Origin of the sequence: Arthrobacter sp. A5, assembly GCF_051131705.1 — a bacterium.
GTDB lineage: Bacteria > Actinomycetota > Actinomycetes > Actinomycetales > Micrococcaceae > Arthrobacter_M.
Map to the genome: position 1 here is coordinate 2,196,707 of NZ_CP180316.1, position 19,401 is coordinate 2,216,107.

A 19,401-nucleotide genomic window follows, 5' to 3' on the forward strand; every position below is an offset into this window, starting at 1 on the left:
GGCGATGGCCTCGGCCAGCGGGAAGATCTCGGAGGTGATGAGCTGGTCGGTGTCGTCGGCGCTGACGGGGTGCCAGTAGACGCCGTCGGCGGTGACGGTCACTTCGGGGATGAGCGATTCGATGGCCAGCTCCAGTCCGGCGGTGGCCTTGCCGCGGTGGGCGAGGGCGCGGATGACCTGGTCAACGGGTGCGATGCCGAGCGAGTCGAGGAAGGCGTGGAAGGGTTGGAGTTCGTGGGCCTGCCCGGCGGGAAGGGTCGCGGCGACCCTGACCCGGAACCCCTCGTCCTGCGCTATCCGGATGCCGGCCACGGCCCGCTGCCACGATCCGGTCCCGCGGTGGCTGTCGTGGTCGTCGGGGGTGGCGGAGTCGAGGCTGATCTGCAGCACGAGCCGTGTTGCGGTCCTTCCGGCGCAGGCGTTCGAGCCGGTTCCCGCGGAAGAGCATCCCGTTGGTCAGCAGCGTGGGCGGCAGCGCGTTCGTGCATGCCGCCACGAGGTCGTCGAGGTCCGGCAGCAGGAACGGTTCCCCGGCGGTGATCAGCAGCTCGCTGACCCCGGCCTGCACGGCCTCGCCGGCCAGCCGGCGCACACGGTCGATGCCCAGGGCCCGCCGCGCGGTCTGCGGGGAGGAGCGGGCGTAGCAGTAGTCGCAGGCCAGGTTGCAGTCAAAGTTGGTATACATCCACAACCGGGTCCCGGGCATCTGCCCGGGAGCCAGCCCGACGAGCGGGTCCGGGGCACGGCCGCGGCGGATGATGGCGGCCCCGTCCCGGACCGCCAGGAGTTCGTTGCCTGTCCGGGCACACCATGCGGCCACCGTCTCCGCCAGCGGGCCCGGGTCCCCGGGTCCCAGCGGCACGGCCACGGTGGCGCCGTCGGCCACGGCGGCGGTGCGTTCAACCAGATCCAGGATGATAACGTGGTCTACCATCGGGAGCCGATCTGCTGCTCGCGCACCGCCTCGAACAGCGATGCGTAGCCCTCCAGCCGGGGGCCACCCATCGGCGCAGGCCTTCCATTTCGAGGATGGGCCGGTGCGCCGGGTTGTCCCAGTCCATCCCGAGCAGGTGCTCGACCCAAGGCGTGGCCCGCTCCTCGGAGAGGGCGGGCAGGGCGGTGAAGTTGCAGTGGCTGTAGGTCGGGGATTCCCAGAACAGCTCCAGGGCCCCGGCCTCAGCTCATCGCGTCCGATTGCCTCCCAGGTGTTGATGCCGATCGCGGCGGCGTCGGCCCTGTCATCGAGGACGGCGCGCAGGGCATCGAGTTCGCTGCGGCCGGTGTCGCCGTGTTTGCCGACGTCGCTGTCGATCCGCAGGAAGTCCACCTCGCCGGGCGCGAGTCCGGCGCGGGTCAGGAAGTGGACGGGCAGGATCGCGGCCTGCGCCGAATCGCGGGACCCCAGCGCCAGCCGCCGGCCCGTCAGATCCTCCAGGCCGCCCAGCCCGCTGCCGGCACGGGCCACGAACATTGTCCGGAACACGGTGTCGGTGTCCCGCATGGCCAGCGCCCGGCAGGCGCCCTTGGTCTGCGCGACGGTGCGTACCCAGGCCAGGTTGGTGTTCCAGGCCAGGTCAATGGTGCCCTGAAGCAGTGCGTCCACCTGGCGCCCGTAGTTGGAGAAGAGCACGAAATCCATCTCGGCTGGGCTGCCGGCGAAGTAGTCGCGGATTCCCTCCCAGATGGTGACCACGTTGGGAGTGTAAGCGACCGAACCCACGATCAGCGGGGCGATGATGCCGGGACCTGCGCCGGGGCGGACGGCTGGCTCTCAACAGGGGCTGTCCGGTGATGGCTTTGCCGTAGAAGTCGTAGAGCACGTCGGCGGTGGGGGCCATGACGTGTCCGGCCCGGGCGTCGCGGAAGTACCGATCGATCTGCAGATGCTCCGAGAACGCCGCTCCGCCGCAGACGCGCATCGCGGACTCGGTGGTGCGCAGAGCCGCGTCGTTGGCCGCAGCCTTGACGCCGAGCACGTGCAGCATGGTGTCCTCGCGCGGTTCGACAAGCCGGCCGGCGCCCTGGGTGAGGTAGGCCGCGGTGCAGGCCAGCTCGATCGACATCCGGGCCAGCCGGGCCCGGATAGTCGGCAGCGCGGACAGACTCTCGTTCAGATGTTCCAGCCGGGCGGCGCTGGCGTGCCGGACCGCGGCGTCCACCGCGGCACGGGACAATCCGACCGACACGGCCGCGTTGCCCAGGTTGAACCACGGCAACACTGTCTGGAGCATCAGGTCCAACCCGGCACCGGCCGCACCGACGCGGTAGCTCTCGGGCACCTCGACGTCGAAGGTCATCGGGGAGGAGGCGTTGCCGCGCAACCCCATGCCGCGCCATCTCCCGGCCACCTCGACGCCGGGGGTGGACGCCGGGACCGCGAACAGATCAACGCCGTCGGCATCCGCCGTCAGCGTCGAGACGATATGGACGTCGGCGTGACCGGCCGAGGTCACCCAGCTCTTGGCGGCGTTCAGCCGCACCCCCGCACCGTTGAGCCCTGCCCGCGACACGGGCGCCCAGAAGTGCGACCTGGATCCGGCCTCCGAGAACGCCAGCGATCCGAGGAACCTGCCGCCGGCCAGATCGGCCACCAGGTCCGGCAGTCCCGGCGGTGGTCCGGCCGCCACCGCCATCGCGGCACTGACGTGCATCAGATAGATCATCGCCGTCGACCCGCAGATCCCGGCCAGGGCACCCAGGACCTCGACCAGTTCGTGCGGTCCGCCGCCGAGACCACCTGCCTCCACCGGCAGCGTCAGGCCGAGCAGACCGGACTCCCGCAGGGCTGCGACGGCTTCCTCGGGGAACCGGGCATCGGCGTCGACGTCGCGGGCATGCTCCCCGGCAATGGCGAGTACCGGATCAAGCCGTGCGGTTAGATTCATCGTGGGTCTTCCTGTCTGTGGGCGTGGAGAGGGGACGCGGTGTCAGTCCGACGGCGAGCAGTCCGAGCCCCAGCCCGCCCATCAACGCCAGGGTGGAGCCATCCCCGCCGAGCCAGTTGACCGTCTGGCCGGCCTGCAGGAGCTGAATCACCGCGGCCGCCACGAACGCCGTACCGGCCACAATCACCAGTACGCGCCGGCGCAGCACCCCACCGAGCACCGCGAGGACCCCCAACGCCACGATCACGATCAGGGCCGCACCGCGGACATGGATAAAGTCCACCGCCGCCGGTCCGCCGGTGGAGAAGGCGAACAGGGAGCCCAGCAGTGCGGCCACACCAAGGACCAGCGCGGGAAGATCGAAGCGCCGCCCGCTCATGAGAGCCTCACAAGGAGCGCCTCGAGGCGTCCGGTGGATTTCTGCCAGCCGGGGCGCAGGACACCGTCGACCCCGAAGCTGCGCCCGGCGGCGGTGGCGAACACGGCGATGTGCGCCAGGATCATCAGATAGTAGGACCAGTGCCATTCATTGGGTGCGTTCAAGACAGACAGAGTGATCGCCAGCGACTGGGCCAACCCGACCACCGCCCAAAACCGGGTGGCAAGCCCGATCAGCAGGAACGCACCGAGGCCGGCCTCGATGAACAGCGTCATCCACCCGAAAAAGGGAAAATTCGGCAGCACCACGTGTTCAACAAACCATGCATAGGGCTGGAATACCGGGCGCTCGACCGCGAAACGAGTGAAAAAATACAATCCGTTGTTCGCGTGCTCACCAAAGTCTGGTGGCACCTTCCACGCAACGTTCTGAATCCACAGCAGCGCCACACCAATCCGCAACACGGCGACACCCCCACGGGCCAGCCGTGAGTCCCCGCCCGCCTCAACGGGGGCAGGCGTTCCAGCAGCCATCACCTGAGCCTTTCCCATGGCTCCCATTAAGGACCCGCGGCCGGGGACGCGCAACACTAAAGTCCTTACATATCCCGAACGGCCTCCATTACATACGGCAGTCAGGGTGCCGGTGCATATGGGCGTACGGCGCCCAGATCGACCAGGGGTCGGGGAACCAAGGCGCGGCAAACTGTGCGCTAAGCCGTTTGAGAGTGTCGGATAACGGCCAGTTTTGAGACGACCCGCGCCCAGGCGGCGCGCCGACACCAAACGGTCCACAACCCACCTCACAACAGGTCGGCGAATACCGATGGTTGGCCACCCAACACTTCGATCTCATCGGCTACACCCCGTCTCCACCAATGAACAAGACGCCCAAGTCCAACGAGACGCCCTCAAAACGGCCGGCTGCGGCCGGATCTTCGAAGACAAAATCTCCAGCCGCGCCACCGCCCGCCCAGGGCTCGCCGAAGCCCTCGACCATCTCCGTCCAACAGACACCCTGTGCGTGTGGAAATTGGACCGCCTCGGCCGGTCAGTGAAAGAAGTCCTCACCATCGCCGATAGCCTCCACGACCAAGGAGTCGGCCTGCAGATTCTCACTGGCACCCTCACCGGAACCTACAACCCGACCGAAGAAGGGAAATTATTCTTCGTCATGATGGGCGCGTTCGCCGAACTCGAGCGCGACATGATCCACCAACGAACCATGGCCGGCCTCGCAGCAGCCCGGGCCCAAGGCCGCACCGGCGGGCGCCCAACAGTCATGGATACCCTCTCAGCCGCCGGGGCCAGACCCCCGAGCCGTGCCACCGGGACAGAATCCTTAGCGCCAACCACTGTTCCGCCGCAGGTCAGACCCCTCATTGGAGTACCGCCCCATTGGAGCAGTAGAGGACGGGTGGAACGTTCCTGAGCACCCTAACCGGAAGTTTGTATCCGCAGGCAACCGCGGCCATGAGTAAGCGCCGCCGGGAGCTGGCGCCGGAAGTCCGTGACGCGTTCACCGACTTCAGCAAGGCCGCCCTGACCCGGCTGCCGTCGTCGTCCGTGGTTTGCTCTTCCGACGACCGCCTCACCCGGCTGCCGCCGTCGTCCGTGGTTTGCTCAAATGGACTGACGGTATCCGAAGAACTCGTGGTCGTTGTTGTAGCCGCCCTGACCGCCGCCGACCTCGGAGAAATGCTCAACGAATTCGATGCCCTTGATCCATTTGACCAGTTTGAAACCGAGCTCCACTTCATTGCGCAGCCGCAGCGGGGCCCCGTGGCCATAGGGAAGCGGCTCGTCGTTCATGTCATAGGCCAGCATTGTCAGCCGATAGGCCATCTGCCCGATCGGCTGCGCATCGTAGTAGATGCCCTTGTCGGGCCCCTCGGCGAAGGAATAGAAGATGACCCACTTTGCCTCCGGCTTGGGCCTGGCCACCTCGAGAATGGTCTGCATGGAGACGCCGCCCCATTTCGCCACGCCGGACCAGCCCTGGATACAGAAGTGCTGGGTGATCTGTTCGTGATGGGGGAGGGCGCGCAGCTGCTCAAGGTCCAGTTCCACCGGGTTGTCCACCAGGCCGTTGATCCGCAGCCGGTAGTTGGTGAAATTTCCGGCCCGCAGTTCTTTGTATTCCTCGGTTTCCGGAAACTTGCCGTTGTGCCAGAAGTACGGGGAAATGTCCTTCTCGGTGTACTGGCCGGGTTTGGCATCAATATGCTCGAAGAGCCGCTGCGCCGGCCCGATCAGCGCGTAGCCCACCTTCTGGACCGTGCGCGGATGGCGGTAGGTCAAGGGAGTGGCGGCGACCCAGGTAACGATCACGACCAGCATGGAAACGGCGAAGATTCCGAATCCGAGCCAGGATTCGTTGTCCGCGCTGGCGTACATATGGTTGAGGTTCCGCAGCGCCCCGGTGGTCACCACCAATGTCACATGCACCACGATAAACAGGACGAACCAGCACAGAACCAGGAAATGCAGGGAACGGGCCGCCTGGATGCTGAACAAGGAGCTGATCCGGCGGAACCGGGTGGAGAGCGCCGGGGACATGCCCAATCCCGTTACCAAGGCCGCGGGGGCGGCGATAAAGACGGTGAGGAAATACGCGAGGAGCTGCAGACTGTTGTAGTTGACCCAGCCGGATTCTGCGGGCCAGTCCAGCGAGAGGTACTGGGTAGCCACGGAGATGGAGTTGGGAATGACGTCCCAGCTCATCGGGACCAGCCGCATCCATTGACCGGTGCTGAAAATCAGGACGAAAAAGACAATGCCGTTCAGCAGCCAGAGGGTATCGATACCAAGGTGCCACCACCGTGCCAGACCGATCGAGTGGCGCCGGCCGGGCAGGCCCACCCCGTCCGGCAGCGTGATTGAATCCTGTTTCGCGGTGTACAGGGGATCCGGCGGGACGCGTTTCTGCATGCGGAACCAGTCCTTGCCGGGGGTCGAGTTCCTGGTCCAGTAGAACCTCGGGTGATCGGCCATGATGGTCACCCCGGAGCGGATGAGGAAGGTCATCAGGAACAGGTTCAGGAAATGTTGCCAGCCCAGCCACGCCGGAAACCCTACCGGTGCATTATCGGGAAGCCGGGACATTCCCGGGTAGCGTTGCATAAAGGCCTGTACACCCGGCAGTTCCCGGAGGCCTTTGGCGACCGCGACTCCAACGACCAGCAGCAGCAGCCCAATAGGAATTAACCAGAGCAGATTGAACCATTTATTGCTTCCCAGCCGTATGCGCGGAGCGACACCGTACTGCGGTGCAATGCCGCCCGCCCAGCCCGCGTCAACGGTATGGCCTTCCTTTTTAACCAACTCGGTCCGAAAGCTCGTGCGGACCCGTGTTGGGGCGTCGGTGGCAGAAACCGCAGTGGGAATTTCGTGCTCTTCACCTGTGGGGTCCATGTTGCGGAGCCTAGCAGCGGGCCAGTGTCCCGACCGGCATTTAGAACCCGAGGCCCTGCCGGGCGAGAGCGATGCCGGGGCCGGCCCAGCGCCGACCATATTCCACGTCGTCGGACAGCGACCGGGTCAGCGCCTTGTCGATGTACAGCGTCCCGCACAGATGGTCGGTCTCGTGTTGCGCGATGCGTGCCGGCCACCCGCTAAAGTCCTCGCTCTGACGAGCCCCGGTAACGTCGTCGTACTGCAGCCGCACCCGCAGCGGACGTTCGACGACGGCCTGCCAGCCGCGCATGGAGAGGCAGCCTTCAAAAAACGACGCCGATTCCGTACCCAGCGCCTCGTAGCGCGGGTTGATCAGCGCGCGGAATTCCAGTGCCGACCGCTGCCGCTGCGCTGCGACAGCCTCCGGCATCTCATACAGATCCTCCACGACCGCCAGCTGCAGTGGGAGGCCAATTTGCGGGGCGGCCAGGCCGACCCCCGGTGCATCGTACATGGTGCGGCGCATCAGCTCGATCAGCGCCACGAGCTCGGCCGAGCTGAGCTGCCCATCGAAGGGCAGCGCCGGACTCCGAAGCACCGGATGGCCCGCCTGAACGATCGTCGGAAGCTCCCCGGATTCCAAAAATCCTGCCACTAATTCCTGGATTCCGGCGCTGGTGAGGTTCATACGGCAATTCTATGGTGACGTCGCAGAGCCTCCGTGCGCGCCCGGGGAGCAGCGGCAGACCTGGCGGCGCCGGCAGACCAGCTGCCGGAGCCAGCCAGCCAGACGCCACCGGCCCGCGGCGGGGGACCGGCAGGGGAGTAGCATTTGGCCATGACGGCGGCCCGGTTTTACGTGTACTTCGTCCGCGGCGCGGCCGGTCTGGATGATGCCGCCGTCACCCTGCCGGATCACGACTTGTATGCCGCTCACAAAGATGCCGGTCTGGAGGTAAGAAGCGGAAAGCTGATCTTCACGGTCACGCTCGATGAAACCGATGGCATGGGGACAGCTGCCACCGAGGCTGGCAAAGACAGCGAATTTGAGAATGATATGTCCCTCTGCACCGCCCGTTTCGACGTGGAAATCAACGATCTCGAGACTGCCCTGGACGAGATACACGCGATCACGGAGCTACAGGCTGCGCTGCAGGACTGCTCCGGCGGTTTCATCTTTCTGCCCTGGAACGACGGAATCATTGAGCCGTGGGTAGCCGACGACGACTTGTAGTCCGTGCACCCGGACAGCCTTGATCGGGTCCGTGCCCCACGATAGCGTTGGATTCTCGAGCGAACAGCAAGGCGACCGGCGGCACGGCGGATCTGCGGCACCGGCGGACCGGCGGCACCGGCGGACCTGCGGCACCGGCGGACCGGAACGTGTACCGGAAGCAACGAAAGCGAGGAATACTCATGGGCAACGAACTGGCAGGGAAGAAGATCGCATTTTTGGTGGCGCCCAGCGGGGTGGAGCAGGTCGAGCTCACCCGGCCGTGGCAGGCCGTCCTGGACGCAGGCGGAACCCCGGAGCTGGTCTCGACCAAACCTGGCGAGGCACAGGCCTTCCACCACGATGTTGAACCGGGGGACACGTTTCCTGTGGACAAAGTGGCGGGGGAGGTCTCCTCCGAGGACTATGCCGGGCTGGTCCTACCGGGCGGCACCACCAATCCCGACAAGCTGCGGACCGTTCCGGAGGCCGTGGACTTCGTCAAGAGCTTCGTGACCGCCCGGAGGCCGATTGCCGCGATCTGTCACGGGCCGTGGTCGTTGGTGGAGGCGGCCGTGTTGCCGGGCAAAACTCTGACCAGCTGGCCAAGCCTGCAGACCGATATCCGCAACGCCGGCGGCATCTGGGTTGACGAGGAGTCCTTCACCTGCACCGAAAAGGGCTGGACCTTGGTCACCAGCCGCAAACCGGATGACCTCGACGCCTTCTCTACCGCCATGGTCAAGGCATTCAGCTGATCCGTCCCCGGATCAGTGATTTGAATCTGTGGGCGCCGATTCCCACAAACCCTGTCCTGCCCGGCACAAGACGAGACACGGCGCCTTCTCCGCGGAGAGTCTTCACAGTATTTCGCTTTGCATGCCCTCCGGACCGGCGGTTCACTGAACCAGTCTCGTTTCAGACCGGCAATGAACTCACCACCTGGTACATGGCGCAGTCCTGCCATATACCCGCAATCTTGAGGTATGTCGGGGCCAGGCCGTATAGGGCGAAACCATTGCGTTCCAGCACACGCTGCGACGCGGCATTGTGCAGCAGGGTTTCCGCCTGCACGCGGTGCAGCCGCAGCTCCTCGAAGGCCACCCGCAGGATGGTCCGGACGGCATTTGTGGCATAGCCGCGACCGTTCTCCGCGGCGCTGACCCAGTAGCCCATGCTGCACGACAGAAACGGACCTCGGACAATGCCGTTGAGCGTGATGCGCCCGACCGGGCGGTCGGATTCATCAATGATGACGTGCGGAAGTGCGGAGCCGTTCTCATGTCGCTCCAGCGCGGCGCGGATTTCATCACATTGGCCGTCTACCGTGAAGTAGCTGGCGTCCCGCAGGGGCTTCCACGGAGCAAGGAAGGCTTGATTCAGGCGGAGCAAATCCGCCATCGCCGGAGCGTCGTCGAGCGTTATCAGACGAGTGACATTCACTCGACCATGATTCCATAACAGACCTGTACAGGAATCCTCGTGGCGCTGGCTTATGGTTGGCTGCATGCAACCACCGGCTGACTAGGATATGTGCTCCCGCGGAATCTGAGTTTGCACGGTTCTTTCGGCTTCGTCCCAGGCCGTCTCAACGGCGCGGACGTCATCCAGTTCCTCGGCCGCCCCGCGGAGGCGCTCAAAATTCGAGAGCATCAACCACCAATTCGAATCCGCGCCTGATCAGGAACGTGGGCCCGCGAACATGATGCGCGTTGTCCACGATGGTCGCCAAGTGCTTTCGTGCCTCATAGATCGGAATGGCGTTCAGGTGTACGAAACTAGACTTTGGAATAAATCGCATGGATCGTACAAGCCATACAAATCCGCTGAGGTGACTTGTTCAATGATGTCGAGTACGCCTGGCTTCCGGCGCAAATATGGCCTCACATGTGACCAGCAGACCCGCCTCGGCGCAGCACCCGCGCGACCTCGCGTGGCTGCGCCGCGTCCCGCGCGATGGCGCTGCTGCATCGGGGCAACCTCAGCTCACCGAAGTCTGTTTCACGGTCCGTTGCTCGTCGCTGGGCACCTCCAGCAGTCGCTTCATCGAGCTGGTCGGCATGTCGCCCAGCACCTACCGGAGCCACGCGTCGCGCGCGACGGCGTGGACGCCGTCGTGCGCGGCGGAACAGGTGACTAGACTGATCGGGAATCGAGAAGCGCGGGCCAACGGGCCGCTGCTAGCATGACCAGCATGGACATCACCACTCACTCGACGTTCATCCCGCAGCACGCCCCGGACGCCTCCCAGGCCTTCTATCCCGACCGCCCGGAGGTGGTCCCGGTGGTCCTCCTTCTCTTGCAGGCTGGGCCGGGTTAGGACGAACGGCCAACGCGAAATCGCCATCCGGGGCGATCGGGCTGTCGATTTCCGCACTTCCCGGTCGCCTATAAGCCAGAATCCCGACCAGACCCACGACTTCAGGAGTGATCATGACCGACTCTTCCACTCAGGGCATCAAGACCGTGCTGCATCCCGTGTCCGACCTGGCAGCTGCCAAGGCGGTGTACACCGCACTGCTCGGCGTACCGCCGCAGACCGACGAGTCCTACTACGTCGGCTTCGAGGCCGCGGGCCAGCACATCGGGCTGGTGCCGGGCGGTGGACCGCAGGGCATGACCTCACCGGAGGCCTACTGGCACGTGCCGGATATCGAGGGCAAGCTGGCCGAGGTGACCGCCGCGGGTGCCACCGTGAAGGAGCCCGCACACGACGTCGGTGGCGGCCGCCTGGTGGCCACCGTCACCGACCCCGACGGCAACGTCCTTGGGCTGCTTCAGGATCGGTGAGCACCTCCCCGCTCTTGCGCTCAGCGTCGTCGGCACCGTCCGGCAGGAGGCCGACGGACCGCCTGACCGCGAACCGATGCGCGACGGCCGCTGGTTGGTCCGACGCCTCGGCCGGGCGCGCTGCGTGGCCGGGGCCCCGAGGCTCCACGGGCCGAAGCCAAGGAGAACCAGACGTTCCGCTCGAAGCTGGTTGGATAGAATCAGGCGACGCCGACGGAGACCGCGAAGCCGGCCGCGCCTAACAGAAAAGAGACACGATGAGCATGGCCACGAGGACGGACACGCAGCCGCCTGCGTCGCACGTTGCCGACAACCACGATCTGATCCGGGTGCAGGGCGCACGCGTAAACAACCTCAAGGACATCAGCGTCGAGATCCCGAAGCGCAGGCTGACGGTGTTCACCGGCGTCTCCGGCTCGGGCAAGAGCTCGCTGGTCTTCGGCACGATCGCCGCGGAGTCGCAGCGGATGATCAATGAGACCTACAGCGCGTTCGTGCAGGGCTTCATGCCGACACTCGCGCGGCCCGAGGTCGACGTACTGGAGGGCCTGACGACGGCTATTCTGGTCGACCAGGAGCGAATGGGCGCCAACCCCCGCTCCACGGTCGGCACCGTCACGGACGCGAACGCCATGCTGCGGATCGTCTTCAGCCGGCTGGCACAGCCGCACATCGGCTCGCCCCAGGCGTACTCCTTCAACGTCCCCTCGGTCAGCGGAGCGGGCGCCGTCTCGTTCGAGCGCGGCGGGAAAACCGTGAAGGAGCGGCGCAGCTTCAACGTCACCGGCGGCATGTGCCCGCGCTGCGAGGGCCGCGGCTCGGTCACCGATTTTATCCTCACGGCGCTGTACGACGACAGCAAGTCGCTGGCCGAGGGTGCGCTCATGATCCCCGGCTACAGCATGGACGGCTGGTACGGCCGCATCTTCAGCGGCTCCGGCTACTTTGACATGGACAAAAAGATCGGCAAGTTCACGAAGAAAGAGCTGAACGACCTGCTCTACCGCGAGCCCACTAAGATCAAGGTCGAGGGCATCAACCTGACGTACGAGGGGCTGATCCCGAAAATGCAGAAGTCGTTCCTGGCCAAGGACGTCGACGCGATGCAGCCACACATCCGCGCCTTCGTGGAGCGAGCCGTCACGTTCACCTCCTGTCCCGAGTGCGGCGGGACGAGGCTGGCCGAGCCCGCCCGAAACTCGAAGATCAACGGGCTCAACATCGCAGACGCCTGCGCTATGCAGATCAGCGACCTCGCCGGCTGGGTGCGCCAATTGGATGAACCGTCGGTTGCACCGTTGCTTTCGGCGTTAGGGGACTCCCTCGACTCGTTCGTGGAGATCGGCCTCGGTTACCTTAGCCTCGACCGCCCGTCGGGCACGCTCTCCGGCGGCGAATCGCAGCGGACCAAGATGATCCGCCACCTCGGCTCTTCACTCACCGACGTCACATACGTTTTTGACGAGCCGACCATCGGGCTCCACCCGCACGACATTGCACGGATGAACGACCTGCTGCTGCAATTGCGCGACAAGGGCAACACGGTGCTTGTCGTGGAGCACAAACCGGAGATGATCGCGATTGCCGATCACGTCGTCGACCTCGGCCCGAAAGCAGGGACCGACGGCGGCGAGGTGATGTTCGAGGGGACCGTCGAAGGGTTGCGGACTTCCGACACGATCACCGGCCGGCACCTCGACGACCGGGCTGCCGTCAAGGACGAGGTCCGGACCTCGTCGGAGGCCCTGGAGGTCCGCGGGGCCGACATGCACAACCTGCGGGACGTCGACGTCGACATTCCGCTCGGGGTCCTTATCGTCATCACCGGGGTGGCGGGCTCGGGCAAGAGCTCGCTGATCCGCGGCTCGGTCTCCGGACGGGACGGCGTGGTAACGGTCGATCAGGGTGCGATCCGCGGTTCGCGGCGGAGCAACCCGGCGACGTATACCGGGCTCCTGGACCCGATCCGCAAGGCGTTCGCGAAGGAGAACGGCGTGAAGCCGGCGCTGTTCAGCGCCAACTCCGAGGGCGCCTGTCCGAACTGCAACGGTGCCGGTGTCATCTACACGGACCTGGCGATGATGGCCGGCGTCGCCGCCACCTGCGAGGTCTGCGACGGGAAGCGGTTTCAGGCGTCGGTGCTGGAGTACCGGCTCGGCGGCAAGGACATCAGTGAGGTGCTCGCGATGCCGGTGGCCGAGGCCGAGGAGTTCTTCCGCGACGGCGAGGCGTTGCTTCCGGCCGCCCACAAGATCCTCCAACGGCTCGCCGACGTAGGGCTCGGCTACCTGACCCTCGGCCAGCCGCTCACCACGCTGTCCGGCGGCGAGCGGCAGCGGATCAAGCTGGCCACGCACCTGGGGGAGAAGGGTGGGGTCTACGTGCTTGACGAGCCGACCGCCGGCCTCCACCTTGCCGACGTTGAGAACCTTCTCGGCCTGATCGACCGGCTCGTTGACTCCGGCAAGTCGGTCATCGTCGTCGAGCACCACCAGGCGGTCATGGCGCATGCAGACTGGATCATTGACATCGGCCCCGGCGCCGGGCACGACGGCGGCCGGATCGTTTTCGAGGGCACCCCGGCCGGGCTTGTGGCAGCCAAGTCAACCCTGACGGGTAAGCATCTCGCGGCCTACGTGGGCAGCTGAAAGTCCCGCGGTACCGGACACGACGGAGTTGCGTGGAGATCCTCACTGAGAGACCGACCCTAAGGCCAGATGAGACTCAACACGGAAAACTCGCAGGAACGGGAGTTCATGAGTCGGGAGTAGGTTAGGTAGACCGCTTCGCCCCGGTCGGGGCGTGCGCCGCTGTAGGGTGTGTGACGGATGCAGGCAGAAGGAGGCCAACCATGATCCTCCCGAAGGTCCGAGACCCGCGCTTGGTGACGATCCGCCGCGGTGGGACCCTCACTGATTCGGACCACCAGTTCCTCGCTCTTTGGGCGGCCTCGTGCGCGGAGCACGTCCTTCACCTCTTCGAGTCGGCTCGGCCTGAGGATCCGCGACCGCGTCAGGCGATCGAGCATGCGCGCGCCTGGGTGGGTGGCGAGGTCAAGATGACCGAGGCTCGCACGGCGGGCGGCCATGCAATGGGCGCGGCCAGAGACCTGCGTGGGGCAGCACGGTATGCCGCGTACGCTGCTGGCCAGACCGCGGTCGTCGCGCACGTCGCCGCACACGACCTCGGTGCGGCTGCCTATGCGATCAAGGCCGCACGTGCTGCCGCGCAGGACGGCGAGGCAGAGTCCGCAGGGCAACTCGAGTGCCGGTGGCAGCGCGACCAGCTCCCGGAGGCGATTCGCGAGCTCGTACTTGACGACCAGCAATTGCGGAACGACATCTGCTGGTCGGTGTTTGACTGCTGAGCGCATCTGATGCAACTCCCGTGGGTTAACGCCGATAGGCACGGAAATCGATGGGGCGGGTGTAGCGATCGCGACCTCCCTCGGCCAGCGCCGGGTCGGCCACGCAGCGACACGACCGACTCACGGTGAGCACCATCGGCGTGCTCTTTACGCGATCCCGGCTGAGTGACCGCGGAGGAATCGGTGCGGCCCGCGGTTCAGCTCGACGACCGGAGAGCCGGTCAGGTGCGCCAGCTCGCCGTACAGCGCCGCGAGCTGTACCCAGTCGCAGGGCGTTTCTGCATGCAATGAGGTGACGGCGGCCTGTAGCACGTAGGGCCCGTGGCCGCCCAGAGCGAGCGCGCTGTCGAGCTCAGCGCGTCCAGCGGCGATCTGCGCGGTGTTCCATCGGGATCGGTCTTGATCGGCGAGCAACACCAGCTCGCCGCGGCCTTGCGGGGTCTCGTCACGCCGGTTACTCGTCTTCGTCGTCAGCGACGAGCCGGATGCGCTCGGCGATGGGGTTGCCGGGCTGGACGCCGAGGTCTTCGCTGCGTCTTGGTGCTTTCGCCGTCGCGGCGACGCGCATCTCGACGTAGGGCTCGAAGAGGTCGTTCGGGGTGAATTCGAGGATGTCGCGCAGGGCTGCTCCCCAAAACGACTTGGCGGAGCGAGATCCCTATGATGGCCCACACCTGCTGCCGACCTGCCCAAACGCCAGATTCTTCCCGACACGAGAGTTCTCGCATCAGACGGAACCCCCGTGGTTTAACTGGCAGAGCGACGTGTTGATGAGCAACGAGTATCGCCGTCAGTTCGTGTTGCCAAGAAAGTCCAGACTCCGGCACTCGGAACGGTCCATCCAACACCCCATTCGTCTCCAGGTCGCTTCCAGCTACTGCCCGAATGGGCTTCGGGGCCCCAGTCTGGTTGGAGATTTTGGCCCTGAGGGCCTGTCGCTCGAATCGTCAAATCTCCAGATCCCGACATTCGCCACAGTGTCTTCACGCTCTTCCCGACCTTGCAGTGATAGAACAGCGACCACAGGGTACCGCTGTTTGTTTGCCCACGCACTTCTCGGTTGTGGGCAAAGTTCTCTGACTGTGACGAGGGGCGGTCTTGGAAGTCTGAGGATTCGTCTGGCCGCGATCAGTTTCAGAGGAACAGCCAACTGCTGCTGACAGCATGGCCACTAAGCAAACGATCCCTCCGACCGTTTTGCCGCGAATCGACATTGATTCACCCGGCTTCCGAGAGAAAGAAACTCTTGCAAGTATGGAGCCGAATACGTCTCAAAGCGCCCCATCGCCGACTTCGGAAACCTTGGTATCCGAGAAGGTTTGGTCCCGCTTTCCGAACGGCCTGCCACTTCCCATTCTATTGGCGGAAGAACGTGTCACGTTCGATTGGACGCGACATATTGGGCGTAGGAGCTTGCCGACGAATGCGAATGCTGCTCGATGGTTTGAGGGTTATATCCAAGAACGTCAGCGATGATCGCGACCGGCGCGATGCGGGTAAGTTCGTGCAGCGTGCCCATCCTTGCGGCCAGGGTCGAGAACACTGGCTTGAGCCGCTGCCGGAGGTGAGCGGGATCGACGTGCTGCCCGGGCTTCATTCCGCGGAACACCCAGGGCGAGTTCGGATGCGCCGCCGTCTGCGTGTGCAGGGGAGCGACGGCAAGCGCTCTGACAGGCTTGTCGAGTGGAGCTTCCAGATGGATCGAGAAGCCGGCTAGATCGATCGTGACCTGCTCCTCGGCGACGGTGATCTTCTCCCAGGTCAAGGTAGCGACGGTCTCGATGTTCTGACCGAAACGAGAATGAGGATGGCGGCGAGCCGGTCTCGTGGGCTGAAGTCATCGTGGTGGACAACACGGTCGATCGCCTCACGTTGTTCTGCGGCGGGCAGTCGGGGGCTCGTGCCTCGCCGGTGAGGTATCACCGTGATTCCTTCAGTGGTGATTTTGGCTTTGGCGGTCCAGCTGATGAAGCGGCTCACGAACCCGCGGGTAGTCGGCCCTTCAGCCTGCCAGGCATCCATATGCGACTGATTCAGCTCCGCGAGTGTGGCGCCATGTGTGGTGAGCCAGTTGCAGAAGTCAATCCCGACGGTCACGGTTTGCTTGGACCGCAGGAATGTCCCGTTTGGCACTGACTCCATTATTCGCATCCGGCGCAGCATGCCCCAACGGATGAACCGGGCAATAACGTCACGGTGCTCGGGAACAACGACTCGAGCTTGCGCCGTGAGCGCCCAACGCTCATATCGAGCCAATCGCTCGTCGCGGCGGGGGAGCGCGCCGTGCTCGACCAGGAGTCCACGCACGAAATCCAGGGTTCTGCTCGGCGGCAGTTCATCGAGGAGGCGATGGGAGATGACTGGGTGTTGGGCGAGGTCGGCGAGGAAGGCGTCCACGTGGGGCTGCCGGATCCATGTCAGGCCACTGTTCGGACGTTTCATTGTCTTCAATGCCTCGGCCACTGGGACTAGCTCGGGCACCATGTGTCCGGTGTCGGGGTTGGTCAGGAGCCTGTCGATCGTGTCGGCCAGGACACATCGTTGGCAACGGCCGCCGCTGTAGAGCTCGGCCTCGGCGCCACAACTCTTGCAGTCGACGTTCAGCTTGATGTTCGAGCAGGTCCGACAAGCCGGCCGGTTGTCGATGATGCCCGGCAGGACCCCTTCATGGCCGCAGGCACAGATGCCGGTGATGCGTTTCGCGGCCTGGTAGCAATATCCACAGATCCCACGGCTCTGCCAGACTGTGACGACTTCATAGCGCCCATAGCAGCGATCACATCCCTCTGGCCACCGGACAGGGTCGCCAGGATGGCAGGGTCTAGCCATCGGGCTCGTCGGTGTCGTCACGGACCAAACGAACCCGCTTCGCGATTGGATCACCACGACTCACAAGGCGTTGCAAGTTGACCCGCTCACGCCGCTCAGTAGGCCAGAGAACATTGGAGCGATCGGCGGTCGCGAACCTGCCCCGACCGTTCGGCGAACACCAGAACTGCAAAAGGTCGACGACCCATTCGAACTCCGGACTGGTCAGAACCGTGCGACGTCGCGGACCCGATCCCTTCGTGCCCTTGGCCCACCGCACCGTCACCGCACCAAAGTTGCCGTAAGCCGCAACGTGAGGATTGGGGCCGAAGTCGGTCGTATCAAGCACCGTCAACTCGCGCCGGCGCAGCCCATAGGCGTAGCCGACCTTGAAGGCGATTGAGTCGCGAAGAGCAGGAAGCCAACGTTTCGAACCACGACGATGCTGCTCATCGACGAAGTCATCGACCACGTCGAACAAGTGCTGCAACTCGGCCTCGGTGAACGCCCGCCGTGATGGCGAAACCGCGTCATCGGTGGTGTGGCGAGGGGTATTCCACTCAAAGCAAACTTGCGAAGGTACGTCGCCGAAGGTGCGTTCGCAAAACGGCACCCACCCATAACGCGAGTCGCCGATATAGGAACAGAACACCGAAATGGCATTGCTGTAACCGCGCAACGTCGACAAGCTGATCGCCTTCTCACCAGACCGCCGCTATGCCAAGAATTCGTCGACATCCAACGGCCGCCAGACCCACGGATACTCATTCGTAAAAGCTTGGAAACGCTCAATCAGCCGGCACCTCGAGGCGATCGTCGCCGTCGTCAGCCCACGCGCCAACATTTGCGCACGCCAACCACTCAGCATCGCGTCAAACACCTGTTGATCGGCCCGCAGCAACGAAACGTCGCCCACCAGCAAGACCTGTGGAACGAACCCAGGAACACGATCCATGACAACCATCCAGCAGAGGAATCAATCATCTAATGAGTGAAACGTATGCTGACCAGCGCGAGCCTGGCAATAGTCATGGTGAAGCAAATCGCTAGGCTCCTGCAGATCTCCATCCTGACCTGCAGTGATGGTCGAATCGGCCTGTGCAACGTGTTCTTGCATCTGTTTCTACTCGTTGGCCTTTAGAGCCGATAATCCACATTATGTAAAGTACTCTGCGTATTGCATTGGATGAATCATCGGTGATGGTCAGCGTTGCTCCCCTGTGGCGCTACCGAAAGGGTCCTTGGCCTGCACGAATACCCCTGCAGGTCACGCTTCGGGACTTGGTCCTGAGCTCGCCAAAGCCTCAAAGACAGCGAAAAGGCTGGGGCGCGACATGCCGCTGACCTGTATAGACGAACGCGAGGATTCATCAGATGCATCATTGAATCACTGGATGTAGCACGATTTGCGGAGGTTTCGATGCAGCTAGTGTAGCGTGTCGTTGATTCCTTTGGGTCTGATTGTTTGTCAGACTTGATCCATGGTTTATCTGGCAAAGGCACTTCAGTTGCGCGACGGGGACCGGGGCGCCCTGGAAGCGTTGACTCGTGGGAATTCTTCCACTGCGACGTTGGCGTTGCGGGCGCGCACGGTTTTGTTGGCTGCTGACGGGATGCCGAATGTCCAGATTGAGAAGATCACCGGGTTTTCGGCGCCCACGGTTTTGAAGTGGCGCAACCGCTATGCCGAGGGCGGGATCGAGGCCCTGTCCGATGTCCAGCGCCCGGGCCGGGAGCGGGAGATCGACGAACTCGCCCTGATTGCCGACACCCTGACCAATGACGGGAACCCGCCGGCGGAGCTGGGGATCTCGCACTGGTCCGCGCGCATCATGGCCGAACGCCACGGAATCTCTTTTTCGTCCGTGGCCCGAATCTGGCGCCGTTGGAAGATCCAGCCGCATCGGATCGAGACGTTTAAATTCTCCACCGACCCGGCCCTGGAGTCCAAGCTCCGGGACGTGGTGGGCCTGTACATGTCCCCGCCGGAAAACGCGGTGGTGGTGAGCATTGATGAGAAGACCCAAATCCAGGCACCGTCCCGCACCGGCCCGGACCAGCCGCTGTCCCGACCCACCCGCTGCAGCAGACGCACGACTACAAGCGCAACGGCACCACCACCTTGTTCGCCGCCTTGGAGGTTCTCACCGGCAAACTCAGCGCGAACGCCTTCTACCCAAAGCACACCAACATCGAGTTCGTCGATTTCCTGGGCCGGGTCGCCCACGCCCACCCCGGGGTTGAGCTGCATGTCATCTGCGACAACTATGCGACCCATAAGCACCAGAACGTGAAGGACTGGCTGGCCGAAAACCCGCGCGTGAGCCTGCATTTCACCCCGACCAGCTGTTCCTGGCTGAACATGGTGGAGATCTTCTTCGGGATCATCACCCGCCAGTGCCTCAAACGCGGAGCATTCAGCTCCGTGAAAGAGCTGGAGGAAACCATGGAACGCTACATCGAGAACTACAACCAGGACGCCAAACCATTCACCTGGACCAAGTCAGCGGAGTATCTCCTGGGCAAGATGAAACGCAAACAAACCATTAACACGGAACACTAGA

Annotated in this window: 19 protein-coding genes and 1 pseudogene; 8 read left to right on the forward strand and 12 right to left on the reverse strand. The window is 64.2% G+C overall.

From position 1 onward, the window contains the following. Positions 1 to 181 precede the first annotated feature (181 nt). Genes ACLLJI_RS10260 through ACLLJI_RS10275 form a run of 4 tightly spaced genes read right to left on the reverse strand, consistent with a single transcriptional unit; the run spans position 182 to position 3,728 of the window. Entirely contained in the window at positions 182 to 1,693 is a 1,512-nt protein-coding gene (locus ACLLJI_RS10260) for a PhnD/SsuA/transferrin family substrate-binding protein (RefSeq protein WP_434612009.1), read from the reverse strand. Continuing rightward, a complete protein-coding gene (fadE16, locus tag ACLLJI_RS10265; RefSeq protein ID WP_434612012.1) occupies positions 1,575 to 2,885 on the reverse strand; it encodes an Rv1679 family acyl-CoA dehydrogenase in 1,311 nt (436 codons plus the stop codon). Before fadE16 ends, ACLLJI_RS10260 begins: the two co-directional genes overlap by 119 nt. Next, positions 2,863 to 3,264 carry an Rv1678 family membrane protein gene (locus tag ACLLJI_RS10270; RefSeq protein WP_283560644.1) on the reverse strand — a complete coding sequence of 134 codons (402 nt, stop codon included), beginning with the start codon at positions 3,262 to 3,264 and terminating at the stop codon, positions 2,863 to 2,865. The genes fadE16 and ACLLJI_RS10270 overlap by 23 nt, the downstream gene beginning before the upstream one ends. Then, positions 3,261 to 3,728 (reverse strand): TQO small subunit DoxD, encoded by a 468-nt coding sequence (locus ACLLJI_RS10275; protein ID WP_434612015.1) that lies wholly within the window; start codon positions 3,726 to 3,728, stop codon positions 3,261 to 3,263. Before ACLLJI_RS10275 ends, ACLLJI_RS10270 begins: the two co-directional genes overlap by 4 nt. A gap of 361 nt (positions 3,729 to 4,089) precedes the next feature. Here ACLLJI_RS10275 and ACLLJI_RS10280 point away from each other — a divergent pair, with 361 nt between their 5' ends. Further along, positions 4,090 to 4,695 (forward strand): recombinase family protein, encoded by a 606-nt coding sequence (locus ACLLJI_RS10280; protein WP_434612017.1) that lies wholly within the window; start codon positions 4,090 to 4,092, stop codon positions 4,693 to 4,695. 191 nt (positions 4,696 to 4,886) lie between these two features. Here ACLLJI_RS10280 and ACLLJI_RS10285 read toward each other — a convergent pair whose 3' ends face one another. Both ACLLJI_RS10285 and ACLLJI_RS10290 read right to left on the reverse strand, forming a co-directional pair. Beyond that, positions 4,887 to 6,677: a molybdopterin-dependent oxidoreductase gene (locus tag ACLLJI_RS10285; RefSeq protein ID WP_434612020.1), complete on the reverse strand. Its 1,791-nt coding sequence runs from the start codon at positions 6,675 to 6,677 to the stop codon at positions 4,887 to 4,889. A 40-nt stretch (positions 6,678 to 6,717) separates the two neighbouring features. Continuing rightward, positions 6,718 to 7,347 carry a peptide deformylase gene (locus tag ACLLJI_RS10290; protein ID WP_283561989.1) on the reverse strand — a complete coding sequence of 210 codons (630 nt, stop codon included), beginning with the start codon at positions 7,345 to 7,347 and terminating at the stop codon, positions 6,718 to 6,720. A gap of 150 nt (positions 7,348 to 7,497) precedes the next feature. On the opposite strand from ACLLJI_RS10290, the gene ACLLJI_RS10295 reads away from it, so the two are divergent. Then, the gene (locus ACLLJI_RS10295) at positions 7,498 to 7,893 is read left to right on the forward strand and encodes a hypothetical protein (protein ID WP_434612023.1); all 396 of its coding nucleotides are present in this window, start codon (positions 7,498 to 7,500) and stop codon (positions 7,891 to 7,893) included. A 182-nt stretch (positions 7,894 to 8,075) separates the two neighbouring features. Further along, the gene (locus tag ACLLJI_RS10300) at positions 8,076 to 8,630 is read left to right on the forward strand and encodes a type 1 glutamine amidotransferase domain-containing protein (protein ID WP_434612026.1); all 555 of its coding nucleotides are present in this window, start codon (positions 8,076 to 8,078) and stop codon (positions 8,628 to 8,630) included. A gap of 160 nt (positions 8,631 to 8,790) precedes the next feature. On the opposite strand, the gene ACLLJI_RS10305 is transcribed toward ACLLJI_RS10300, so the two are convergent. After that, positions 8,791 to 9,315, reverse strand: coding sequence for a GNAT family N-acetyltransferase (locus tag ACLLJI_RS10305; protein ID WP_434612028.1), 525 nt, complete (start codon positions 9,313 to 9,315; stop codon positions 8,791 to 8,793). Positions 9,316 to 10,066: 751 nt separating this feature from the next. Between ACLLJI_RS10305 and ACLLJI_RS10310 the strand changes: the two genes are divergently transcribed. From ACLLJI_RS10310 to ACLLJI_RS10325, 4 genes are all read left to right on the forward strand, one after another. Then, positions 10,067 to 10,192 carry a hypothetical protein gene (locus ACLLJI_RS10310; RefSeq protein ID WP_434612031.1) on the forward strand — a complete coding sequence of 42 codons (126 nt, stop codon included), beginning with the start codon at positions 10,067 to 10,069 and terminating at the stop codon, positions 10,190 to 10,192. A 113-nt stretch (positions 10,193 to 10,305) separates the two neighbouring features. Beyond that, entirely contained in the window at positions 10,306 to 10,662 is a 357-nt protein-coding gene (locus ACLLJI_RS10315; protein WP_434612033.1) for a VOC family protein, read from the forward strand. A gap of 257 nt (positions 10,663 to 10,919) precedes the next feature. After that, positions 10,920 to 13,310 (forward strand): ATP-binding cassette domain-containing protein, encoded by a 2,391-nt coding sequence (locus tag ACLLJI_RS10320; protein WP_434612035.1) that lies wholly within the window; start codon positions 10,920 to 10,922, stop codon positions 13,308 to 13,310. Between the two features lie 203 nt (positions 13,311 to 13,513). Continuing rightward, a complete protein-coding gene (locus ACLLJI_RS10325) occupies positions 13,514 to 14,029 on the forward strand; it encodes a putative immunity protein (RefSeq protein WP_434612037.1) in 516 nt (171 codons plus the stop codon). A 147-nt stretch (positions 14,030 to 14,176) separates the two neighbouring features. Here ACLLJI_RS10325 and ACLLJI_RS10330 read toward each other — a convergent pair whose 3' ends face one another. The 5 genes from ACLLJI_RS10330 to ACLLJI_RS10350 form a co-directional block, all read right to left on the reverse strand. After that, positions 14,177 to 14,446 (reverse strand): hypothetical protein, encoded by a 270-nt coding sequence (locus ACLLJI_RS10330; RefSeq protein ID WP_434612040.1) that lies wholly within the window; start codon positions 14,444 to 14,446, stop codon positions 14,177 to 14,179. Positions 14,447 to 15,404: 958 nt separating this feature from the next. After that, positions 15,405 to 15,794, reverse strand: a complete 390-nt coding sequence (locus ACLLJI_RS10335; protein ID WP_434612043.1) for a hypothetical protein — start codon at positions 15,792 to 15,794, stop codon at positions 15,405 to 15,407. Beyond that, a complete protein-coding gene (locus ACLLJI_RS10340; RefSeq protein WP_434612045.1) occupies positions 15,791 to 16,879 on the reverse strand; it encodes a Fis family transcriptional regulator in 1,089 nt (362 codons plus the stop codon). Before ACLLJI_RS10340 ends, ACLLJI_RS10335 begins: the two co-directional genes overlap by 4 nt. Then, positions 16,851 to 17,525 carry a hypothetical protein gene (locus tag ACLLJI_RS10345; protein WP_434612048.1) on the reverse strand — a complete coding sequence of 225 codons (675 nt, stop codon included), beginning with the start codon at positions 17,523 to 17,525 and terminating at the stop codon, positions 16,851 to 16,853. The genes ACLLJI_RS10340 and ACLLJI_RS10345 overlap by 29 nt, the downstream gene beginning before the upstream one ends. A gap of 27 nt (positions 17,526 to 17,552) precedes the next feature. Beyond that, positions 17,553 to 17,792, reverse strand: a complete 240-nt coding sequence (locus ACLLJI_RS10350; protein WP_434612051.1) for a hypothetical protein — start codon at positions 17,790 to 17,792, stop codon at positions 17,553 to 17,555. Between the two features lie 526 nt (positions 17,793 to 18,318). On the opposite strand from ACLLJI_RS10350, the pseudogene ACLLJI_RS10355 reads away from it, so the two are divergent. Then, positions 18,319 to 19,400, forward strand: a pseudogene (locus ACLLJI_RS10355) (IS630 family transposase). Position 19,401: the final 1 nt, after the last annotated feature.